This window comes from Neptunomonas phycophila, assembly GCF_001922575.1.
GTDB classification, from domain to species: domain Bacteria; phylum Pseudomonadota; class Gammaproteobacteria; order Pseudomonadales; family Balneatricaceae; genus Neptunomonas; species Neptunomonas phycophila.
In genome coordinates this window covers 181,867-201,628 of sequence record NZ_MRCI01000002.1, presented here as the reverse complement: position 1 = coordinate 201,628, position 19,762 = coordinate 181,867, and the positions used below count along the sequence as shown (strand labels likewise).

Sequence of the window (19,762 nt, the reverse complement as noted above, 5' to 3'; positions counted from 1 at the left end):
ATAAAAGTCAACGAGTGGACTAAAATTGAACAACTCACTGCTTCCAAATGTTGAGACAACCTTATACACTGGAAGAAATGTTGCAGTGCAATATAAATACATTGCACCCCACTTAATCAGAGGCACGCGAGGGTTTTACAATGTTGTATCACCTACACCATACAATTAATCAATCGGTACAACCTATCCATTTATGGGCACAAGCTTGCAGTAAGCAACTGAAACAGCCATGGATGCTGCCGTTTCGATTTAATACATTTACTAACACAGCATTAGCTAGCCTAGAGTTGATTGAACGTTGCACTGACAATTATGAAAAGCCTGAATTTGGCTTGCACAACACCGAAATTAACGGTGAAGAAGTCCGTGTACGTGAGGAAGTAGCCTACTCTTTACCGTTTTGCGACCTGCTGCACTTTCGCCGCGCCGGTTCATACAACCACCCCAAAGTCTTGCTAGTAGCGCCACTTTCAGGCCACTACGCCACATTGCTACGCGGAACCGTAGAAAACTTTTTGCCAGATCACGAGGTTTATATCACTGATTGGCAAAATGCGCGCGACGTACCCACACGCGAAGGCAGCTTCAGCTTTGATGACTATGTACGTTATCTTATCGAGTTTATGGAGTTCCTAGGCCCTGAAACAAATGTTATTGCCGTTTGCCAGCCAAGTGTACCGGCTGTTGTCGCTGTTACCATCATGTCAGAGCGCAATAACCCCAACCTACCTAAGACGCTCACGCTAATGGGTGGCCCCATTGACACTCGTTTAAACCCGACAGGTGTCAATGATTACGCCTCCGGCAAAGATTTAGAATGGTTCGAAACCAAAGTCATCTGTACCGTCCCTGGTGAATTCCCGGGTGCGGGTCAACGCGTATACCCCGGGTTTATCCAACTTTCAGGTTTCATGAGCATGAATATGGATAACCACATCAACAAGCACTTTAAGTTCTTTGGGGATCTTATCAAAGGTGATGGAGATAGCGCCGAAGCACATCGTACTTTTTACAATGAATACCTTGCCGTCATGGATTTACCGGCTGATTTTTACTTAGATACCATTCGAAAAGTGTTCCTTGAACACCGCTTGGCAACCGGCACAATGATGTTTGAAGACCAACAAATCGACACCAAAGCCGTTAAAAATGTCGCACTCCTTACCATTGAAGGTGAAAACGACGATATCACTGGCAACGGCCAAACCAAAGCCGCGCATGATGTGCTGAGCAGCATACCTGACAGCTTAAAAATGCATTATGAACAGCCTAATGTTGGACACTATGGCATTTTTAACGGCCGCCGCTTTCGCCAAGAAGTATCTCCGGTAATCAAAGACTTTATTAAAAAGCATGCTGATGCAGCACCGGCAAAAGTAGAGGAAAAAGCGCAGCCTACCCCAGCCAAAACAGCGAGCGTCACTGCTGATACCCCTTCGGAAAAACCAGAATCCAGCAAGCCGGCAGCTCCTAAGACGACCACTCGCGCTAAAAGAGCGACGTCAGCCAAAGCGACTACATCGAAAACAGAAACTACTGCTCGGAAGACAACGGCCAAACGTGCGACGCCTGCTAAAGCAACAGCAACCAAACCCGCACAACCTAGCGCGGCCAAAAAAGCGGCATCTAGCACGGCCAAGGCTCCAGAAACAAAAACGGTAACGGATACCGCAGCGGATAAAGCAACTAAAGCGTAATTACTCTTTGCGTGTAGGCTCACAAAAAAGCCCCGCTAAATTAGCGGGGCTAGAGCCAAGAGACGGCTTCAACGATTGCTCCGTTAAACACTCTGTTTATTCATCTTCAAAATGCCCTGCGGCAGCAAATCCGCCACCCTGATATCGCACGGCAGGATCATTAGGGTCTACTTTCTCGTTAACGATATAATCTTCTTGCTCAAAAACTACAGAGCTATCCTCTGGACTCCAACCAATGTAAGAGGCTTTACGATTATCCCACCAAACAGCTGGATTATCTGATACCCCATAAATCACGGGACACCCTAAGCGGTCCGCCGCAAAAATCTTATGAATCATACGTGTAAAATCCGCTTCGCTCATCCAAGTAGCTAACATGCGCTTATTAAGGGGTTTCTCAAAACATGACCCTATACGTACCAACGCCGACTCAATACCGTACTTATCGTAATAATAACGCGCCAACAACTCACCAAAACCTTTCGATACACCGTACATACTGTCCGGTCGCATTGTGCAATCAGCATCGAGAAGGGTTTCGCGTTCATGAAAACCAACCACATGATTTGAACTTGCGAATAAAATGCGTACTTTATTTTGCTTGCGGTTAGCTTCATATAAATTGTAAGCCCCCCGAATATTGCCATTTAGAATGTTTTCAAACGTATTTTCAGTGGAAACCCCGCCCAAATGGATTACCGCATCACACCCTGTTAACAGCGAATAAACGGCGTCGTAGTCACCTAAATCGCATTGAATAAACTCTTCATGCGCGGCAACATCAGTAATCGGCACTATATCAGTCAAACGAATACTCTCCGCCCAACCCTCCAATGTTTTACGCAACGCCTTACCTAGGTTGCCACCTGCGCCGGTTAACAATACTTTTTTCATGTCAATTCCTCTTATTTTTCAACCTAGCATTTAAAGACCAATCCACTGCGGCAATAACATAGACACAGACGGAACAAACGTAACTAACATTAGTGCACCTAATATTGCCAAATAAAAGGGCCAAATAGTTCTGAGCGCTTTTTGTATTGGCACTTCCCCAATCGCACACCCCACAAATAAACAACCACCCACAGGTGGCGTACATAATCCCAAGCCTAAGTTCATCATTAACATCACGCCAAAATGAATAGGATCCATACCTAGGCTTACCGCCACCGGCAAAAAGATAGGGGTACAAATCAAAATCAATGCAGCCATATCCATAATCATGCCCAACACCAATAACATGACATTCATCATCAGCAAGATAACTATTGGATTATCTGAAATAGAGGTTAGTGAAGAGGCAAGCACTTTAGGTACTTCATACATCGCTAACATATAACCAAATGCTGACGCGCACCCGACAAGAATCATGACCATTGCTGTCGTTTTAACCGAACGAATAACTGCTACCCAAAACGCTGACAAGCTCAAACTGCGATACACTAAGCCGGTAATAAGAACCGCATAAATGGCGCCGATTGCCCCCGACTCGGTTACCGTGAAAATACCCGAAAGAGCACCGCCAACAACAATAACCGCCGTTATTAACCCCGGAACCGCGCCGAGAAAAGAAAGCAAAATAACTTTCCAACCTGGGAACTCTTCCGTGGGATAAGCATTTTTGACAGCCACATAACGCGCGGCAACCGCGAGTAAAACGCACATCAATAAACCAGGAACGACCCCAGCGATAAAAAGATTGGCAACAGAAATGCCACCGCCGGCAGCTACCACATATAAAATCATATTATGGCTAGGGGGAATCATTATCCCGGCGATCGACGAGGTAACCGTGACATTGACTGCATAGTCAGCACTGTATCCTTTCTTTTTCATAACCGGAATCAACAACGACCCCAACGCAGACACATCCGCTACGGCCGAGCCCGAGATCCCGCCAAACAACATACTTGAGAACACGTTCACTTGGCCTAACCCACCACGCATCCAGCCTACAGCTGCCGAAGCTAAGCTCACTAAACGTGCAGCAATGCCACCGTGAAGCATAAGCTCGCCAGCAAAAATAAAGAACGGGATCGCTAATAACGAAAAAGCAGACATCCCCGAGACGTAACGCTGAAAGCCGATCATCAAAGGCAGGCCTTCATACATAAAGGAAGCGATTGCCGAAATGCCTAGGGCAAAGGCAACAGGCACCCCTGACAAGGTAAAAAGAGCAAACAGCCCTAATAAAATAGCAAGACCCATTAAGAAGGCTCCTTAACGACAGAGGCAAATTGATGCTGACCGTGAAAGGCCGCAGGAATGCGACACAACGAGAAAATCAAAATAAGTGCACCAGAAAGCATCATGGGGATATAACGCAATCCGTCTGGTATACCGAGTAATGGGATCGATTTAGTCCATGCAAACATGACTAAACCATAAGCCTGCCAAGTCATTAAGCCGCCAAAAAATCCCATCAATAGGTCAATTAAAACTGACAGCGCAATTTTTCCTCTCGGCGGTAATAACACTGAAAACAAATCGACATTTAAATGTGTCCTTTGGTGCACCCCCACTGCTGCCCCTAAAAAAGTGATAGTAACCACCATCAACAGAGCAACCTGCTCTACCCACGTAGGGGTATCGTTCAGCACATATCGCCCGTAAACCAGCCAACCAAACGAAGACACCAGTATCACCATGCATACACCAGATACGGCTAAACATAGCCATGCTATCGTATCCAACACCCGCTTAAGCGGCGTTGATTCAGGTATTTTATTGATCATAGTTTTCTCAAGACAAACGAAACTAGGCGGCCTCGCTAACTGGCAAGGCCCGCTAAAATTTTAAGAAGCGTTAGCTATCGGTAAACACTACGCCCCTTAACAAGACCACTTTTATGGAGTCGCTTGGATTTCTTTAACGATAGGTGCCAGTGCAGGATTCTTTTTAATCGCCATCTCATAAACCGGTTTCATCGCCGATTGAAAAGCGGATTTATCGTCTATTTCGTTATAGTTCACTCCCGCATCAAGCACTGCTTGTTTGCTCTTTAGGTCACGTTTGGCCCAAAGATCACGTTGAAGCGTTGCGCTTTCACGTGCGACTTTTTTTAACGTCTCTTGATCCTCAACTGATAATTTTTTCCACGCGGTAGTACTCACACACAGGCACTCAGGCAAAATAAGGTGCTGCGTGGCTGAATAATACGGTGATACCTCGTAATGGTTACTCGACTCATAAGATGGCCAGTTATTCTCGGCACCATCAACCACCCCTGTTTTCAGCGATTGATAGACTTCCGAATAAGCCATAGGCGTTGCATTTCCACCCAAAGCCTCCACCATGCCTACATATAGATCATTATTCATAACACGGAACTTCATCCCCTGAATATCCGCTGGCGAATGTATTGCTTTAGACGTGTTATAAAATGAGCGTGCTCCCGAGTCGTACCACGCTAAGGAAATAACGCCTGTTTTAGCCATTGCATCGCTTAACGATTGCCCAACGGGTCCATCCATAACACGGTGCATATGCTCAACGTCTTTAAAAATAAACGGTAACGAAACTACATTTACCTCAGGAACTGACGCCCCTAGTGGCCCTAGATTAAACCCCGCAAAATCAATTCCCCCTATTTGCATTTGCGAGATGGCATCTTCTTGGCTGCCTAGCACCGCATTGTTATAAACACGCCCGCTGATGCGTCCCTCAGTACGCTTTTCAGCTTCCGTAATAAAAAACTCCATTGCATGCGAAACAGGGTAATCTTCTGTATGGATGTTCCAGCCTTTCCAGTCTGCTTGCGCACCAACGCTACTGAGTGCTCCCACCAACATAGTGGTCATGAACAAGGCGGATGAGGTCTTTCTTATCATTATTATTCTCCTAATTAGCTCGTTTTATTTTTATGAGTGCAAGGGCTGCCCGAGTACACCTCTATATTTGTAACATGACACAAAACCAAAAAACAACAAGTTGTACTATGTCATTCATCATTTTTTTAATTACCCTTATCCTTACCACTGCCCACCCAATGGTTTTTTGTCAGCTTTAAAAAAGTATGGCATGAAAACAAACTGCTTAATTATCAGTAATTTATAGACTTAAAATTTTATTTTTATTAAAAAACTTCTTTTCCTGACGACCTAAAGCTTTACTCGTTACCAATCACCACACTCGGTCAATCAGTTAACTATTGACTAGACAACCACAGTCATACTATCTTTAAAACAAAAAAACTATATGTCATACCATAACAATCATATCAACCCGCACAGGTCACTTATGCAGATAGCCAGTATCCATACTCATCTCCTTTCTCAGCCACTGGATCAGCCATTTGAATCCGCTACCATGAGCTTTACGACTCGGCAACACTTAATTGTTGAGATTCGATGCGACAATGGACTAATTGGCTGGGGTGAGTGCTTAGGCCATGCCGACATAAATCAGGCCATTGTTAAAGCGATGGCACCCTCATTAGTGGGAAAAAACCCGCTAGATATAGAGCGGCACTGGCTAATGCTGTACAACCAATTCAGGGATCAAGGGCAACGCGGCGCTATCATCAATGCCATCAGTGGGTTAGACATTGCACTCTGGGATATCGCAGGACATTTTTACCAACAACCGATTAGTCAGCTCATGGGTGGGGCGTTCCGTTCGCACGTAACGGCCTATGCAACAGGAGGTTTTAGGGTTTTAGGCAAAGAACGTTCAACAAGCCTAGGTGAAGAAGTTCATGGCTTTATTGAGGCGGGCTTTAAAGCAATAAAGATAAAAATCGGTTTTGGACTAGAAGATGATTTACGCGACATAGCTGCCGTGCGCGATATTATTGGCCCTGACATCTCTCTTATGATTGATGCAAACCACGGTTACGACGCATTAGCCGCCGCGAAGTTAGGGCGAGAAGCATCCCAGTTTAACATTGATTGGTTTGAGGAACCTGTTGTACCTGAAGCACTTAATAGCTATAGCGCGTTACGAACCTCACAGCCTATCCCTATTGCAGGTGGGGAAACATGGCACACACGCTGGGGGATAGCTACAGCTTTGCAACAAGGCTGTGTTGACATAATACAACCTGATATTTGCGGTGCAGGAGGCTTAAGCGAAGTCCGAAAAATACTGACGTTATGCGACATTTACGACGTCCGCTGCGTCCCGCATGTTTGGGGTACAGGTATTGCTTTAGCCGCTGCGTTACAGTTACATGCCATTCTGCCACCCGCTCCGCCTTCGTGTGGCTCAAGCGCTGCTCTGTTAGAGTTTGATCAAACACCCAACCCCTTTCGCTCAAGTATTTTAACTACATCAATTGACCATAAAGATGGCATAGTCGAGATCCCGCAAGGTCCTGGCCTTGGAGTTGACATAGACCGCGAGGCGCTCGCTAGCTTTACAAAGATACCGAGTTAACTACTCAGAGCACTATCGACATCACTATATTACCCTTGTTGTCTAAACCCAGAGGCTTTTATGAAACGCATCATCACAGGAATACCTCCACTCACTCAACTCCCTGCGGGGAGTGTCGATACACATATGCACGTATATGCTCCACAGCATTTGGGGCACCCTAACGGCCCTAAACCACCATTAGATTTTGCAAACCTAGATGATTACCTAAGTTTGCAACGCTGGTTAGGTTTGGAGAAAGTAGTCATCGTACAACCCAATGCTTATCAAACCGATAACCGATGCATGCTAGAAGCGTTAGATCAGTTAGGCAACAACGCTCGCGGTATTGTTGTTGTAACACCAGAAACTAGCGAAGAAGAGTTATTATCCATGCATAAACGCGGGGCTAGAGGTGCACGCATAATGGAGCTGCCCGGCGGAGCTGTAGGCTTGAAGCACCTCACCGAAGTTAACGCTAAAATTCGCGCGCTGGGTTGGCACTGCATTGTTCAGTTTGATGGACGCGATATGATTGAGCACACGCCGCTACTAAACCAAATAAACGATACCTTTATCATTGACCATGGCGGCAAATTTTTAGGCCCTACAACACCCAACTCCTCCTCATTCAAGGCACTGCTCAAACTTATCGACAAAGGAAACTGCTATGTGAAAATTGGTGCTGTTTACGAGTCTTCCTACACTGGCGGTGAAGAATATACAGATGTCGCGGCTCTCTCTAAAGCCTTAATCAAGCACGCCCCAGAACGTATTTTATGGGCTAGTAATTGGCCTCATGTCAGCCAAACTATTGAAGACGCTCCAAACGACGCGCAATTACTAGATACCGTTTGCAGCTGGATACCTAACAATGAAGTTATAGAAAAGATTTTCGTCACAAACCCTCACCAACTTTACGATTTCACCTAGTCGTGTGCCGCGTCATGAAAGTCATCGTATGAGATGGTATGATGCGGCAAACTTCACATGAGTCCAAATACCGTGTCAAAAGCAACAACCACCCCCACTTCTACACTAACTCCACGACCCGCTAAGCGAGGGAAAAGCCTTGCTGAGGCCGTTGTATCCCAGTTTACTCAACGTATTCGTGACGGGAAATTATCGCCGGGGGACAAGCTGCCTACTGAATCAGCTATCATGGAAGAAACCGGTGTTAGCCGAACGGTAGTCAGGGAAGCCTTATCACGTTTGCAAGCGGCTGGGCTTGTCGAGACCCGCCATGGAATAGGCACCTTTGTTCTCTGTAAGCCAAATGAAAGCCAAACGCTCATTGGCCTTACTAGTATCGACACCTTGCAAGACGTTATTGCATTGATGGAGTTACGAATTGGAGTAGAAGTAGAAGCAGCGGGATTAGCGGCTCAACGTAGAAACTACAACCAGATCAAAGAGCTAGAGGCTACTCTCACAAAGTTACGAGAGTGTGAAAAATTAAAAACAGACTCGACGAGCGCAGACTTCCAATTTCATTATCTAATTGCTCAAGCCACTGGAAACAAACACTACACCGATATATTGAACCACTTGGGAACCAATCTCATACCTAAAACGCGGATCGAAACCGATCGAGTTAATCACGAGCACGAAGATATATTTGCCGCTATTGCTCGCGCCGATGCAGAAGCGGCCAGAGCCGCTATGCGAGTCCACTTAGCCAATAGCCGAGAGCGCTTTCGCAAATTACAAGCCGACATGGACACCCTGACAGATACTAACTAGCTTGTTTCACGATCTTCAAATTGGAAACCTAAGTTCTGCTTTAAGGTGCCTCGTTGTGCACCTTTCTCCAAACGGGCTAATAACATCTGTGCTGCAATTTTCCCAATATCAGTACTTTGTACTTGAAAAGTCGATAAACTGGGCGAAACATGGGCGGCAAAATCTATATCACCAAAGCCAATTAAAGCCACACGGCTAGGTACTGCTATCCCCGAAGCCTTCAGTGCTGATACGGCTCCCAGTGTTATTAAATCATTACTACAAATAACGCCCGTCGGTATATTATCCTCATCAATTAAGTGCTGCATTGCCTTGCGGCCTTCACCAACCGACACCGGGGGGTTGATACGCTGCACACTTGTCACTTCAACACCCCTCTCAAGCAAATGCTGCTCGCAAGCCGCCAAACGAAGACTACCCCGCTGATCATCGACCCAAATTAAACCCACACGACGATGCCCTTTATCGATCATCGCTTGAGCCATAGCGACTCCAAGCTCGGTATGCGAAAAACCAACCACAGCATCTATAGGGTCATCGTAATAATCCCACACTTCCACTACAGGCGTGTTTCGCGCTCGCAGCAGCGCTCGCGCATCAACCGAAAAGAGAGGCGTAGTTAATACGATTGCGTCGGGGCGGCGTGACAATATTGTCTCTATTTGCTCAAGCTCGCTTTGATTTTCAAAGAAGGTTTGGCTTAGCAACACTTGGTAACCAGCCGAGCTCATTTGCTCGGTTAAATTCTGAATCGTATTTACAAACACTCGATGAGCAATACTCGGCACTAACACAATCACTAACTTGCTCTTAGACGACACTAAGCCACCGGCTAGCATATTCGGCACATAACCAATTTCGCGTATGGCTGCTTTTACTTTCTCCTGAGTTTTAGCTTTCACTTTATCGGGATCATTCAATACACGAGACACAGTAATGGGTGACACACCCGCCGTGCGAGCAACATCTGCTAAGGTAACATTACCCCATGCCATTTCGCTGTTTTCGCCTCTACTCATAGTTTTTATTTTTCCTTAGTAGCCCTTCGAGTTAGATAAGCTGCAAATAATTTAATAAATATAATCCAGCCATAAAGCTCACAACAGAAATAACTGTAGTAAGGGCTATGATGTTCGCCGCCAAACTTGCACTGCTACCGGCAGCTCGAACCATGACATAACTAGCCGCCGCTGTGGGCGTAGCTAAGAATAAAAACAGAATACCTAACTCTCGGCCTTCAAAGCCAAGCAACCATGCTAACGGCACAAAAAACAAAGGCATCCAAAAGACTTTGAATAAACTGGAGCTCAGCGTTACCCGTCCCGACGACTTAAAAGCCGCCAATGACAAAGTGCCACCAATACAAATCAGTGCGGTAGGAAGCGACATAGCAGCAAAATAATTGCCGGACCTTACCACCCACTCGGGTAATGTAAGGCCAATACTAGAGCCAACCAAAGCAGCGACCACGGAAATAATCAGAGGATTACGAACAATCTCACGCATGATCGATTTAAAGTTAGCATCAAATGTTGGGCTATAAATCGATAAAATAAAAGCAGATAAAATATTAAATACAATAACGATAATACCAGATAAAACTCCGCCAACAGACAAGCCATAATCACCATACTGGTTAGCGGCAAGCGCCAAGCTCATAATGCCGCAGTTACCGCGAAATGCGCCCTGTATATAAACCCCTCTATCCTCTTTGGGTACGCTGCGTAAAGACCATAACCAAACAAACCCAAAATGAAGGAAGGTAGCAGCGACAAAGAAGAAGACGAGTTTAGGCTGAAAGGCCGTTTTCAAATCAGACTGCAAAATACTCAAAAACAGCAACGTCGGCATTGTTGCTCTAAAGGTTAAATTGGAAGCCGTCATAACAAACGCTTCATCTATTAAGCGGATACGTTTCAAAAAAACACCGAGCAAAACCAAACCGAAAACAGGGCCTGTAACAAGAAAAATTTGGTGAAATAGCGCGGCTTGATCTGCCATAGCGAAGCTCCCTATGCTGTACGGTTTTCTGTTTTGTTAGCGTGATTTAAAGGACGTCTCATTGAGTAGAGCACTGATTAGAATGAGCCACTGAGTAGAACCAGCTGAGCGAGTCAGTTCAAAAAACCGATCAAATAAACGGTTCAGACGCTATGAAACAGAGGCTAGCACACAAAATGATAGCGTACATCATTTTCAGACTTTGTCTTAAACAAAGGACTGTTGCTAATTTTGATAATTACTTTGAAGAATGACGAAAATAGTGCAATGCATCAAAAGGTGCGAGGGTAGCTAGTAGCTTATAAGGCTTTAACTGCTCCTTAGGTAACATAACTTTATCCAATGATGCGAGCTTATGAAATAACGCATACAGCTCCTTAAACGCGTGATCTAATTCTTCACGGCTTTGTTCACTCATCATTCGGCTAGCAGAGTAAAACGGAGTGTGATCTTTGTTGTGGTTCTCGACCGCTTTCTCAACAAACGCTTGATTCACCGCGACCAAAATAGGATGTAATGGCCCATCTAAGCGCCACTTTATGGGCTTCTCAACTAAAAAAGTTATGCGGTTTTCAACTCCTACTCGCAGCAAGCCTATTTGTTCTAGCTGACGTAAGTACTGATAAACCTCAGCATCCGAAAAGCCACTGGTACGCTGCACTTCGGACAAAGGTACGTCGCTCACCAGAAGCATAAATAAGTACATCAATGTTCGGTCATTGGCCAACGCCTTTTCCGCTTTTTCAGATATAGGCTCAATTGCAGGTAACTGCCTTTCGCTCATTTCTAACAGCGTTTCTACATCGATATCAAGTAACTGGCAGATAGTGAGTAGCCGACTTAATTTGCAGTCTTGATCCTGAAAAATCCGCTTCACGGTGGGCTCCGATACATCCATAAGAACAGCCAATGCCTTATAAGTCATTCCTTTTGCTCTCATGACATCCTTAAGTGTTTGAAACACTCCGCCTTGCTGATGATGCATTACTTCGCTCCAACGCTTTGGTTAAAAATGATCCAAACTCACTCAAAAAGGATCATTATTTAATACCATAACATTCATTAATTCCAAGAAAGATACAAATATGACACTAATAACCAGACACGTCGAACTAATATCTTACTAAAGGAACGTTTTATTATGCGCATCGTACACACACTACGCACCCTATCGTTACTAACGGCCATCGTTTACAGCACACTAGGTACAGCACAACCGAATACTCCTACCTGGACACTCAAAGGCTTTGACCAACCAGAGTCTGTCGTAGGAGATGAGCAATTTTTATACGTGAGCAATATCAATGGCACACCAATGGAGGTCAACGGAGAAGGCTATATCAGTAAAATCACCTCCAGCGGTCAATGGATTAAGCAACGCTGGGCTGAAGGCATGGATGCTCCAAAAGGCATGGCCATCCATGAAGGCTATTTGTACGTTGCTGACCTCTCTCGCCTGCATAAAATTGATTTACGTAACGGGAAAACAGTGGCGCAGTGGCACGCCCCTGCAGCCCAAATGCTCAACGATGTTACGGTGTCACCCGAGGGTATCGTCTATGTATCCGATCTGTTAGCGGGTGGACTATACCGATTAGTGGATGGGGAGTTTTCGCTATGGAAGTCTTATGCGGAGATAGAGCACCCCAACGGAGTTTTTTGGGAAGATAATCAACTAATTATAGGTAACTGGGGGCAAGGTCTGAATGACGACTTTAGCACCCATTCCCCGGGGACTTTATACCGCTTAAATTTAGCCAATGAGACGCTAACTCCTTTTCATGATGGCACGCCACTTGGCAATATCGATGGCATTACCCGTATCAACGACACTATTTGGATAAGTGACTGGTTAGCCGGTGACCTAATGAAATCAGATGGGTCTAATAAACAGCACCTCGGCCAAGGCCTTGCCGATATTGGCTCTGTAGGGAATATGTTATATGCACCCATGATGATGGACGGCACCGTGAATGCTTGGCAGCCATAGCTAAATATCTTTACAATGCTCCCTCATTTGGACAACGCCGACTGAGGGATCTTTTGTGACCATCCATATCACTAGCTTACACCACTACCCAGTAAAATCTTGTGCTGCGGTCAATTTAAGCCGAGCCTGGATTGACTCCCTCGGACTCGCTGGTGATAGGCGCTACCTTGTCGCCGATATGGACGGCAATTTCATGACCGCCCGCAAATTTCCAAAACTGACTACGTTGCTGGCCACTACCTTCAACGGCGGCTTAGTTTTAGCCTCGCTAGACGGCACACCCGCTGAGCTTGTGCTTCAAGAAAAAGAGTTTTCTGACAGCTACACATCTGCCACCGTATGGAAACAAAATGTATCAGCGCAACGCTGTGGTAGCGACGCCGATGCGTGGATAAGCGAGTTTTTAGGAACACAATGCCAGTTACTTTTTTTTGGTGAGCAAAGCTCTCGTCCTATCAAAAAACGTGATGACAAGCAGGTAAGCTTCGCCGACGGATATCCGCTACTGCTTACCAGTACTAGCTCTTTGGACGCTATACAAACGCATTGTGATAATGAGATTCACATGGCGCAGTTTCGCCCGAACATCGTTATTTCAGGAAGTGATGCTTTTGCCGAAGATGGTTGGTCTAGGATTCGTGTAGGCGAGCTTATCTTTACTTTTCACTCCCCTTGCGAACGTTGCAAACTTATCACCTTGCCTCCTCGTTCGCTCACATTTGATAAGGGCCTAGAGCCCCTACGCACGTTAATCAAGCATCACAGCAGCGAAAAGCGAGCACCACTTTTTGGCCATAACTTAATCGCTGAAGGAACCGGAGTTATCGAAGTAGGGATGACAGTTGAGGTCCTCGACTAATCCACATGAACACTCAACAATCGGTTACCACAACACCGTCCAGAGAATGCCTTTCTGGAGCCAAAGCAACCATTCCCTTAATTATCGGTGCCATTCCTTTTGGTATCATCTTTGGGACTTTAGCCGAACCTAGTGGCCTTTCTGCATTGGGTGCCTTAGCTATGTCGTTCATCGTCTATGCTGGTGCAAGCCAGTTCATTGCGCTAGGCATGTTATCTGCTGGGGCTGCTATCCCTGTCATTATTGTCACGACCTTTATCGTCAACTTACGACACATGCTTTATGCCGCTAACATGGTTCCCAAAGTACGCCACTTATCATTACGTTGGCGAGCTGTCATGGCCTTTGGTTTAACCGACGAGACTTTTGCGGCTGTTAGTAATCGCTACCTAAACAGCACCAATACCGAGTACGCACACTGGTATTATCTTGGCTCTTTTCTCGCTATGTACAGTAACTGGGTACTCTGTACGGCTATCGGTATCACCCTAGGGGAGTTATTCCCTAATATGACGCAATGGGGTTTGGACTTTGCCATGTCAGTGACGTTTATAGGCATGGTTATGCCCTATCTTAAAACTCGCCCCATGTGGGCGGCGGTTATCGTTGCCGGACTCATTGCCATCGCTACCTATAACATGCCCCATAAACTCGGTTTAATGGTTGCTGCCTTTATGGGCGTCTGTGTCGGCATATCACTGCAATTGCTACTCAACCGCCATGTGAAGAAAAATACAGGAGTCGACAGTGACGAATGAACTGTTTTTAATCATAGGCATGTTTATCGCGACTTTTAGCACTCGCTTTGTTCTCTTTGCTATGGCAGACCGCATACAATTCCCATCGTGGCTGAGCCAAGCGCTAGGCTATGTTCCTCCTGTGGTGCTAACCGCTATCATTATCCCTGCTGTCGTTATGCCTAAAGGCGAAGTCTGGCTAGATTGGGACAATGCATGGTTAATTGCAGCCGTGGTAGCGGCTCTGACTTCACTCATCAGCCGCAACCTTCTAATTACCATAGTGACCGGTATGTTCATCTTTTTATTAGTTCGTTTAGTACAGTCATCTTAAAACAGCGATGAATAACGCCAGAATGAGTACTTGCGCGGATAGCTCTTTCTTTTCTTTTTGTGTAACCAAAATTACACAATCAGTGCTATGTTAATCGCACTGTAAAACGTGATGGGAAGGTCCAATGTCCAGTGTTAACAACTCAACCATTTCAAACGAGCAAAATAAAACGCCTCACTCCCTGATTGAAGATTTATTGGCTATAGTCACGGGCACTCTGGTGGTGTCATTTGGTATTATGCTACTCAGACATGCTGGTGCGATTACTGGGGGGACAGCGGGGATTGGTTTCTTAATGCTATACATCAGCGATATCCCCTTTGGTGTATGGTTTTTTACACTAAACCTACCTTTTTATTATCTATCTATTAAGCAAATGGGCTGGGCATTCACGCTAAAAACATTTTTAGCGGTGGCCTTAGTATCTGTTTTTGCTGAGATACATCCGTACTTTATCCATTTAGAACCGCTTAATCCCTTTTACGCGACGGTGATCGGCGGCATGCTGATGGGCTTGGGGATGCTGGTACTCTTTAGACATAAAGCCAGTTTGGGCGGGCTCAATATATTGGCGCTTTACCTACAAGAGCACAAAGGCATTCGCGCTGGTACTTTTCAAATGTGTGTAGATTGCAGCATCATCATTGCCTCTTTCTTTATTGTTTCAATCCCTATCTTGCTAGCTTCTATTTTAGGCGCATTTTTGCTCAATTTAATTATTGCAATGAATCACAGGCCCTTCCGGTACTTAGCCTAAGCAACACTTAGTTGATTAAATTTCATCAAAGATTATGGAATTATCATTTCAGTTTATGTCTATACCTTTACTACAACATGTTTGTGGAGCAGGAGTCTTTCCCGCAAATTGACACCTCCTCGCTCACACAAACTTCCGCGAGCAAAGGAGAAGCACCGTGATTTTCAACAAAAACGACGCGCTACAATCCACATTAGCGGTCAATGGGCAGACCTTTCATTACTACAGCCTCAGCAAAGCCGCAGAGCAATTCGGTAACATCGACAAGCTACCAAACACGCTTAAAATTCTTTTAGAGAACCAACTGCGTTTTCAAGATGGTGAGACCGCCACTGACGCGGATATTCAAGCCCTTGTCGATTGGCAAAAAGACGCTCGCTCCGATCGAGAGATCGGCTATCGGCCAGCTCGTGTATTAATGCAAGATTTTACCGGCGTTCCCGGTGCCGTTGACTTGGCATCAATGCGCGATGCCATTGCCAAATTGGGTGGTGACCCGAACAAGATAAACCCGCTATCGCCGGTTGATTTGGTGATCGACCACTCAGTAATGGTCGATCATTTTGGCGACGACAGCGCCTTTAAAGATAATGTCGCGATAGAGATGGAGCGCAACCAAGAACGCTACGAGTTTTTACGCTGGACTCAGAAAGCCTTCAATAACTTCCGCGTGGTCCCGCCCGGCACCGGTATATGTCACCAAGTAAACCTTGAGTACTTAGGCAAAACCGTCTTTACACAAGCATCCAATGGCCAGACTTACGCCTTTCCAGATACATTAGTGGGCACTGACTCACACACTACCATGATCAACGGACTAGGCGTGTTAGGCTGGGGGGTTGGCGGTATCGAAGCGGAAGCAGCCATGCTTGGTCAGCCTGTATCCATGCTAATCCCTGAAGTTGTTGGCTTTAAATTAACGGGAAAACTAAAAGAAGGGATTACCGCTACCGACCTGGTTCTTACCGTAGTACAAATGCTACGTAAGTTAGGTGTGGTAGGTAAGTTTGTCGAATTTTACGGTGACGGCTTAAAAGATCTGCCTTTAGCTGACCGAGCAACTATCGCCAACATGGCTCCTGAGTATGGCGCAACCTGCGGATTCTTCCCCGTCGATGAAGAGACGCTAAATTACCTTCGCTTAACAGGCCGCGATGATGACCAAGTGGCACTGGTTGAAGCCTATAGCAAAGCACAAGGGCTATGGCGCGAACCGGGACACGAGCCTATTTTCACCGACTCGCTGCACTTAGATATGAGCGAAGTCGAATCCAGCCTTGCAGGCCCCAAGCGCCCTCAAGACCGCGTTGCATTGCGCGACATGAAGACCAATTTTGAAAAGCTATTAAGTGATAGTCTACCGAACATTAGCTTAGTCGAAGAAGGCAAATGGTTATCCGAGGGTGGTGATACAGCCGTGGGAGCAGAAAATAGCCATCACGACAGTACTCAAACACTCGATGTTGATTACAAAGGTGAACGTTTTCCACTCAACCATGGTGCGGTCGTTATCGCCGCTATCACCTCATGTACTAACACATCTAACCCAAGTGTGATGCTAGCCGCGGGTTTATTAGCGAAGAAAGCCCGCGAAAAAGGCTTAATGTCTAAACCATGGGTTAAAACATCACTCGCTCCTGGCTCTAAAGTCGTCACCGACTACCTCGATGCTAGCGGCACACAGAATTACCTCAACGAATTAGGCTTTAACTTGGTTGGCTACGGTTGTACTACCTGTATCGGTAACTCAGGCCCCTTACCTGATCCAATCAATACAGCAATTCGCAATAATGATCTAACGGTAGGTGCCGTACTATCGGGTAACCGTAACTTTGAAGGCCGTATCCATCCGCTTATCAAAACCAACTGGTTAGCTTCACCGCCCTTAGTTGTCGCCTATGCCCTAGCAGGCTCCCTACTAACCGATATCACCACCGATTCACTCGGGACCGATAAAGCAGGTAATCCCGTATTCTTAAAAGATATTTGGCCGAGCCAAAAAGAAATTGCCGATGCAGTCGAGCAAGTCAAAACGGAAATGTACCGTAAAGAATACGCCGCAGTTTTTGATGGCGATGCGCATTGGCAGTCTATCCAAGTACCACAAAGTAACACTTACGCCTGGTCGAAAGATTCCACCTATATCCAGCACCCACCTTTTTTCGAAGGTATGGAAAGCGAACCCGCTCCCTTACAAGATATTAAGGACGCTCACATGCTCGCTAAGTTTAGCGACTCAGTGACCACCGACCACATATCGCCGGCGGGGAACATAAAAGCCGACAGCCCAGCCGGTAAATACCTGCAAGCTAAAGGCATAAAACCTGAAGACTTCAACTCCTACGGCTCACGCCGTGGTAACCACGAAGTGATGATGCGCGGCACCTTTGCTAACGTGCGCATTCGTAACGAAATGCTAGAAAACGTAGAAGGTGGTTACACCCGTTACATTCCAAGTGGCGAACAAATGGCAATTTACGATGCGGCCATGAAGTACGCTGAAACCAACACGCCACTCGTTGTAGTGGCTGGTAAGGAATACGGTACAGGCTCATCACGAGATTGGGCAGCTAAAGGTACTCGGTTACTGGGAGTCAAAGCTGTGATTGCTGAGTCGTTCGAGCGTATCCACCGTTCAAACCTTATCGGCATGGGGGTATTACCGCTGCAGTTTGTTGAAGGAGAAGATAGAAACACCCTCAATTTAACCGGCGAAGAAAAAATAAGCATCACCGGTGTTGCCTACATGAAACCCGGCGGCATGTTAGATGTCTCAATTACATATCCCGACGGTGCCGTTGCACAAGTTTCAGCAAAATCGCGGATCGACACGGCGAACGAGCTGGATTACTTCCGCCACGACGGCATCCTGCACTACGTGCTGCGAAGTTTGATGAAGTCTTAAGGACGAGGACGAGTGAAAACTCGTGAATTGTGATTTTGCGTATACGCGATGCCCGCTATCTGATTAGGTAGCGGGTAATTTTTTGGGTTTTATAACACTACAAATTTAAAATTGTTATTCATAGAGTAATGGCCACCCGCCACATTAAATGCTACTCATCGAAACTATTCGTCCTCCAGAAAGATCGGAAAAATCTTAGTCCAAAGCACCATAGCCAAACCCCGTGTGAAGGTTAGGATAGCTTCTAAACTATTAAACAGACTTGCTCAAAAGGCTAACACTCATGGCTGCTCGCATTGACACCCTACTCGCCTTAAAATATCCACTCATTCAGGCGCCAATGGCAGGCGTACAAAATGAACAGTTAACAATGGCTGCATGCAAAGCAGGCGCTTTAGGCTCGCTACCCTGCGCCATGTTATCGGTTGAACAAGTGGTGCAGGCGATTGAAAACATCCAATCCAAAACAGAGCAGCCCTATAACCTCAACTTTTTTTGCCATACACCACCGGCCCCCAATGAAGCAGCACAAGCGCGATGGCTAGCGTGCTTAAAACCTTATTATGAAGAGTTTGGCCTCAGCGCTGAGCCACCTCAGGGCGGCGGACGTACACCTTTTAGTAACACCATGGCCGATGCGATTGAGCCATACCGACCGCCTGTGCTGAGCTTTCACTTTGGCTTACCCGACCAAGCACTCGTTAAACGCATAAAAAGCTGGGGGAGTCTGATTTTGTCATCGGCTACGACGGTTGCCGAAGCGACATGGTTAGCCGCTAATGGAGCTGATGTTATTATTGCTCAAGGTCTAGAAGCTGGCGGTCATCGCGGGCATTTTCTTAATGACTCTCTTGATGACCAAATGGGCTTGTTTGCTTTACTACCGCAAATTGTCGATGCGGTTGATATTCCCGTAATCGCCGCTGGCGGAATTGCGGATAAACGCGGTGTGCAAGCCGCTCTACAATTAGGCGCGAGCGGCGTACAGATAGGCACTCGCTTTTTGACATCACATGAGGCAACCACCAGCGCAATCCATAGACGCACGTTAATGAGTAAGCAGGCCCAACACACGCAATTGACCAACCTATTCTCTGGTCGACCAGCGCGTGGTATCGTCAATCGAATCATCAAAGAATTGGGGCCTTTCAACGAAAACGCACCGGCTTTTCCTAGCGCAACGCCTGCTCTTGCCCCTTTACGAACAGCGGCCGAAAAACAAGATTCAGGCGACTTTTCACCGCTTTGGAGTGGTGAAAATGCTCAGCACTGTAAAGAAGAAAGTACGCGTTCTGTAATAGAGTCACTGTTTAAATGAAGATTCGACGAGAGTGGACCCATAAATAGAATAAAACCGAATCTTTTAAGCGACACTCGTGTTCTT

18 protein-coding genes are annotated in these 19,762 nt (G+C 46.1%); 11 read left to right on the top strand and 7 right to left on the bottom strand.

Features of this window, described 5'->3' with window-relative positions:
- The first annotated feature begins 140 nt into the window (after nt 1–140).
- A complete protein-coding gene (locus tag BS617_RS14890) occupies nt 141–1,697 on the top strand; it encodes a polyhydroxyalkanoate depolymerase (RefSeq protein ID WP_075173772.1) in 1,557 nt (518 codons plus the stop codon).
- Between the two features lie 96 nt (nt 1,698–1,793).
- Here BS617_RS14890 and BS617_RS14885 read toward each other — a convergent pair whose 3' ends face one another.
- The 4 genes from BS617_RS14885 to BS617_RS14870 form a co-directional block, all read right to left on the bottom strand.
- The gene (locus BS617_RS14885) at nt 1,794–2,591 is read right to left on the bottom strand and encodes an NAD-dependent epimerase/dehydratase family protein (protein ID WP_075173771.1); all 798 of its coding nucleotides are present in this window, start codon (nt 2,589–2,591) and stop codon (nt 1,794–1,796) included.
- A gap of 30 nt (nt 2,592–2,621) precedes the next feature.
- Complete coding sequence (locus BS617_RS14880; RefSeq protein ID WP_075173770.1) at nt 2,622–3,905, bottom strand: TRAP transporter large permease; 1,284 nt, start codon at nt 3,903–3,905, stop codon at nt 2,622–2,624.
- Nucleotides 3,905–4,432, bottom strand: coding sequence for a TRAP transporter small permease (locus tag BS617_RS14875; RefSeq protein ID WP_075173769.1), 528 nt, complete (start codon nt 4,430–4,432; stop codon nt 3,905–3,907). Before BS617_RS14875 ends, BS617_RS14880 begins: the two co-directional genes overlap by 1 nt.
- A 111-nt stretch (nt 4,433–4,543) precedes the next feature.
- Nucleotides 4,544–5,527, bottom strand: coding sequence for a TRAP transporter substrate-binding protein (locus BS617_RS14870; RefSeq protein WP_075173768.1), 984 nt, complete (start codon nt 5,525–5,527; stop codon nt 4,544–4,546).
- 409 nt (nt 5,528–5,936) lie between these two features.
- Here BS617_RS14870 and BS617_RS14865 point away from each other — a divergent pair, with 409 nt between their 5' ends.
- The 3 genes from BS617_RS14865 to BS617_RS14855 are packed head-to-tail and all read left to right on the top strand — an operon-like array spanning nt 5,937 to nt 8,795.
- A complete protein-coding gene (locus BS617_RS14865) occupies nt 5,937–7,073 on the top strand; it encodes a mandelate racemase/muconate lactonizing enzyme family protein (protein WP_075173767.1) in 1,137 nt (378 codons plus the stop codon).
- Nucleotides 7,074–7,133: 60 nt separating this feature from the next.
- A complete protein-coding gene (locus BS617_RS14860) occupies nt 7,134–7,985 on the top strand; it encodes an amidohydrolase family protein (protein ID WP_075173766.1) in 852 nt (283 codons plus the stop codon).
- 57 nt (nt 7,986–8,042) lie between these two features.
- Nucleotides 8,043–8,795: a FadR/GntR family transcriptional regulator gene (locus tag BS617_RS14855; protein WP_075173765.1), complete on the top strand. Its 753-nt coding sequence runs from the start codon at nt 8,043–8,045 to the stop codon at nt 8,793–8,795.
- Here BS617_RS14855 and BS617_RS14850 read toward each other — a convergent pair.
- The 3 genes from BS617_RS14850 to BS617_RS14840 form a co-directional block, all read right to left on the bottom strand.
- On the bottom strand, nt 8,792–9,814 hold the full coding sequence (locus tag BS617_RS14850) for a LacI family DNA-binding transcriptional regulator (RefSeq protein ID WP_075173764.1): 1,023 nt from the start codon (nt 9,812–9,814) through the stop codon (nt 8,792–8,794). The two genes, BS617_RS14855 and BS617_RS14850, sit on opposite strands and share 4 nt — an antisense overlap.
- Before the next feature lie 31 nt (nt 9,815–9,845).
- Nucleotides 9,846–10,796, bottom strand: coding sequence for an AEC family transporter (locus BS617_RS14845; protein ID WP_075173763.1), 951 nt, complete (start codon nt 10,794–10,796; stop codon nt 9,846–9,848).
- 238 nt (nt 10,797–11,034) lie between these two features.
- Nucleotides 11,035–11,781, bottom strand: a complete 747-nt coding sequence (locus tag BS617_RS14840; protein ID WP_075173762.1) for a helix-turn-helix domain-containing protein — start codon at nt 11,779–11,781, stop codon at nt 11,035–11,037.
- 156 nt (nt 11,782–11,937) lie between these two features.
- Here BS617_RS14840 and BS617_RS14835 point away from each other — a divergent pair, with 156 nt between their 5' ends.
- The 7 genes from BS617_RS14835 to BS617_RS14805 all read left to right on the top strand — a co-directional run bounded on the left by BS617_RS14835 (nt 11,938) and on the right by BS617_RS14805 (nt 19,696).
- Nucleotides 11,938–12,786, top strand: coding sequence for an SMP-30/gluconolactonase/LRE family protein (locus BS617_RS14835; protein WP_075173761.1), 849 nt, complete (start codon nt 11,938–11,940; stop codon nt 12,784–12,786).
- Between the two features lie 55 nt (nt 12,787–12,841).
- Nucleotides 12,842–13,645, top strand: coding sequence for an MOSC domain-containing protein (locus BS617_RS14830; protein ID WP_075173760.1), 804 nt, complete (start codon nt 12,842–12,844; stop codon nt 13,643–13,645).
- Nucleotides 13,646–13,650: 5 nt separating this feature from the next.
- Nucleotides 13,651–14,403 carry an AzlC family ABC transporter permease gene (locus tag BS617_RS14825; RefSeq protein WP_075173759.1) on the top strand — a complete coding sequence of 251 codons (753 nt, stop codon included), beginning with the start codon at nt 13,651–13,653 and terminating at the stop codon, nt 14,401–14,403.
- A complete protein-coding gene (locus BS617_RS14820) occupies nt 14,393–14,716 on the top strand; it encodes an AzlD domain-containing protein (protein ID WP_249263626.1) in 324 nt (107 codons plus the stop codon). The genes BS617_RS14825 and BS617_RS14820 overlap by 11 nt, the downstream gene beginning before the upstream one ends.
- 124 nt (nt 14,717–14,840) lie before the next feature.
- Nucleotides 14,841–15,473, top strand: coding sequence for a YitT family protein (locus tag BS617_RS14815; RefSeq protein WP_075173758.1), 633 nt, complete (start codon nt 14,841–14,843; stop codon nt 15,471–15,473).
- 157 nt (nt 15,474–15,630) lie between these two features.
- A complete protein-coding gene (gene acnA, locus BS617_RS14810; protein WP_428977891.1) occupies nt 15,631–18,378 on the top strand; it encodes an aconitate hydratase AcnA in 2,748 nt (915 codons plus the stop codon).
- 283 nt (nt 18,379–18,661) lie between these two features.
- The gene (locus BS617_RS14805; protein ID WP_075173757.1) at nt 18,662–19,696 is read left to right on the top strand and encodes an NAD(P)H-dependent flavin oxidoreductase; all 1,035 of its coding nucleotides are present in this window, start codon (nt 18,662–18,664) and stop codon (nt 19,694–19,696) included.
- The last annotated feature ends 66 nt before the right edge of the window (nt 19,697–19,762 follow it).

What these genes read in the sequence shown, in the direction of transcription:
- BS617_RS14885 (WP_075173771.1), bottom strand. Translation starts at nt 2,591, where the DNA reads ATGAAAAAAGTATTGTTAACCGGCGCAGGTGGCAACCTAGGTAAGGCG.
- BS617_RS14890 (WP_075173772.1), top strand. Translation starts at nt 141, where the DNA reads ATGTTGTATCACCTACACCATACAATTAATCAATCGGTACAACCTATC.
- BS617_RS14815 (WP_075173758.1), top strand. Translation starts at nt 14,841, where the DNA reads ATGTCCAGTGTTAACAACTCAACCATTTCAAACGAGCAAAATAAAACG.
- BS617_RS14840 (WP_075173762.1), bottom strand. Translation starts at nt 11,781, where the DNA reads ATGCATCATCAGCAAGGCGGAGTGTTTCAAACACTTAAGGATGTCATG.
- BS617_RS14850 (WP_075173764.1), bottom strand. Translation starts at nt 9,814, where the DNA reads ATGAGTAGAGGCGAAAACAGCGAAATGGCATGGGGTAATGTTACCTTA.
- BS617_RS14805 (WP_075173757.1), top strand. Translation starts at nt 18,662, where the DNA reads ATGGCTGCTCGCATTGACACCCTACTCGCCTTAAAATATCCACTCATT.
- BS617_RS14875 (WP_075173769.1), bottom strand. Translation starts at nt 4,432, where the DNA reads ATGATCAATAAAATACCTGAATCAACGCCGCTTAAGCGGGTGTTGGAT.
- BS617_RS14855 (WP_075173765.1), top strand. Translation starts at nt 8,043, where the DNA reads ATGAGTCCAAATACCGTGTCAAAAGCAACAACCACCCCCACTTCTACA.
- BS617_RS14825 (WP_075173759.1), top strand. Translation starts at nt 13,651, where the DNA reads ATGAACACTCAACAATCGGTTACCACAACACCGTCCAGAGAATGCCTT.
- BS617_RS14835 (WP_075173761.1), top strand. Translation starts at nt 11,938, where the DNA reads ATGCGCATCGTACACACACTACGCACCCTATCGTTACTAACGGCCATC.
- BS617_RS14845 (WP_075173763.1), bottom strand. Translation starts at nt 10,796, where the DNA reads ATGGCAGATCAAGCCGCGCTATTTCACCAAATTTTTCTTGTTACAGGC.
- BS617_RS14880 (WP_075173770.1), bottom strand. Translation starts at nt 3,905, where the DNA reads ATGGGTCTTGCTATTTTATTAGGGCTGTTTGCTCTTTTTACCTTGTCA.
- BS617_RS14865 (WP_075173767.1), top strand. Translation starts at nt 5,937, where the DNA reads ATGCAGATAGCCAGTATCCATACTCATCTCCTTTCTCAGCCACTGGAT.
- BS617_RS14860 (WP_075173766.1), top strand. Translation starts at nt 7,134, where the DNA reads ATGAAACGCATCATCACAGGAATACCTCCACTCACTCAACTCCCTGCG.
- BS617_RS14870 (WP_075173768.1), bottom strand. Translation starts at nt 5,527, where the DNA reads ATGATAAGAAAGACCTCATCCGCCTTGTTCATGACCACTATGTTGGTG.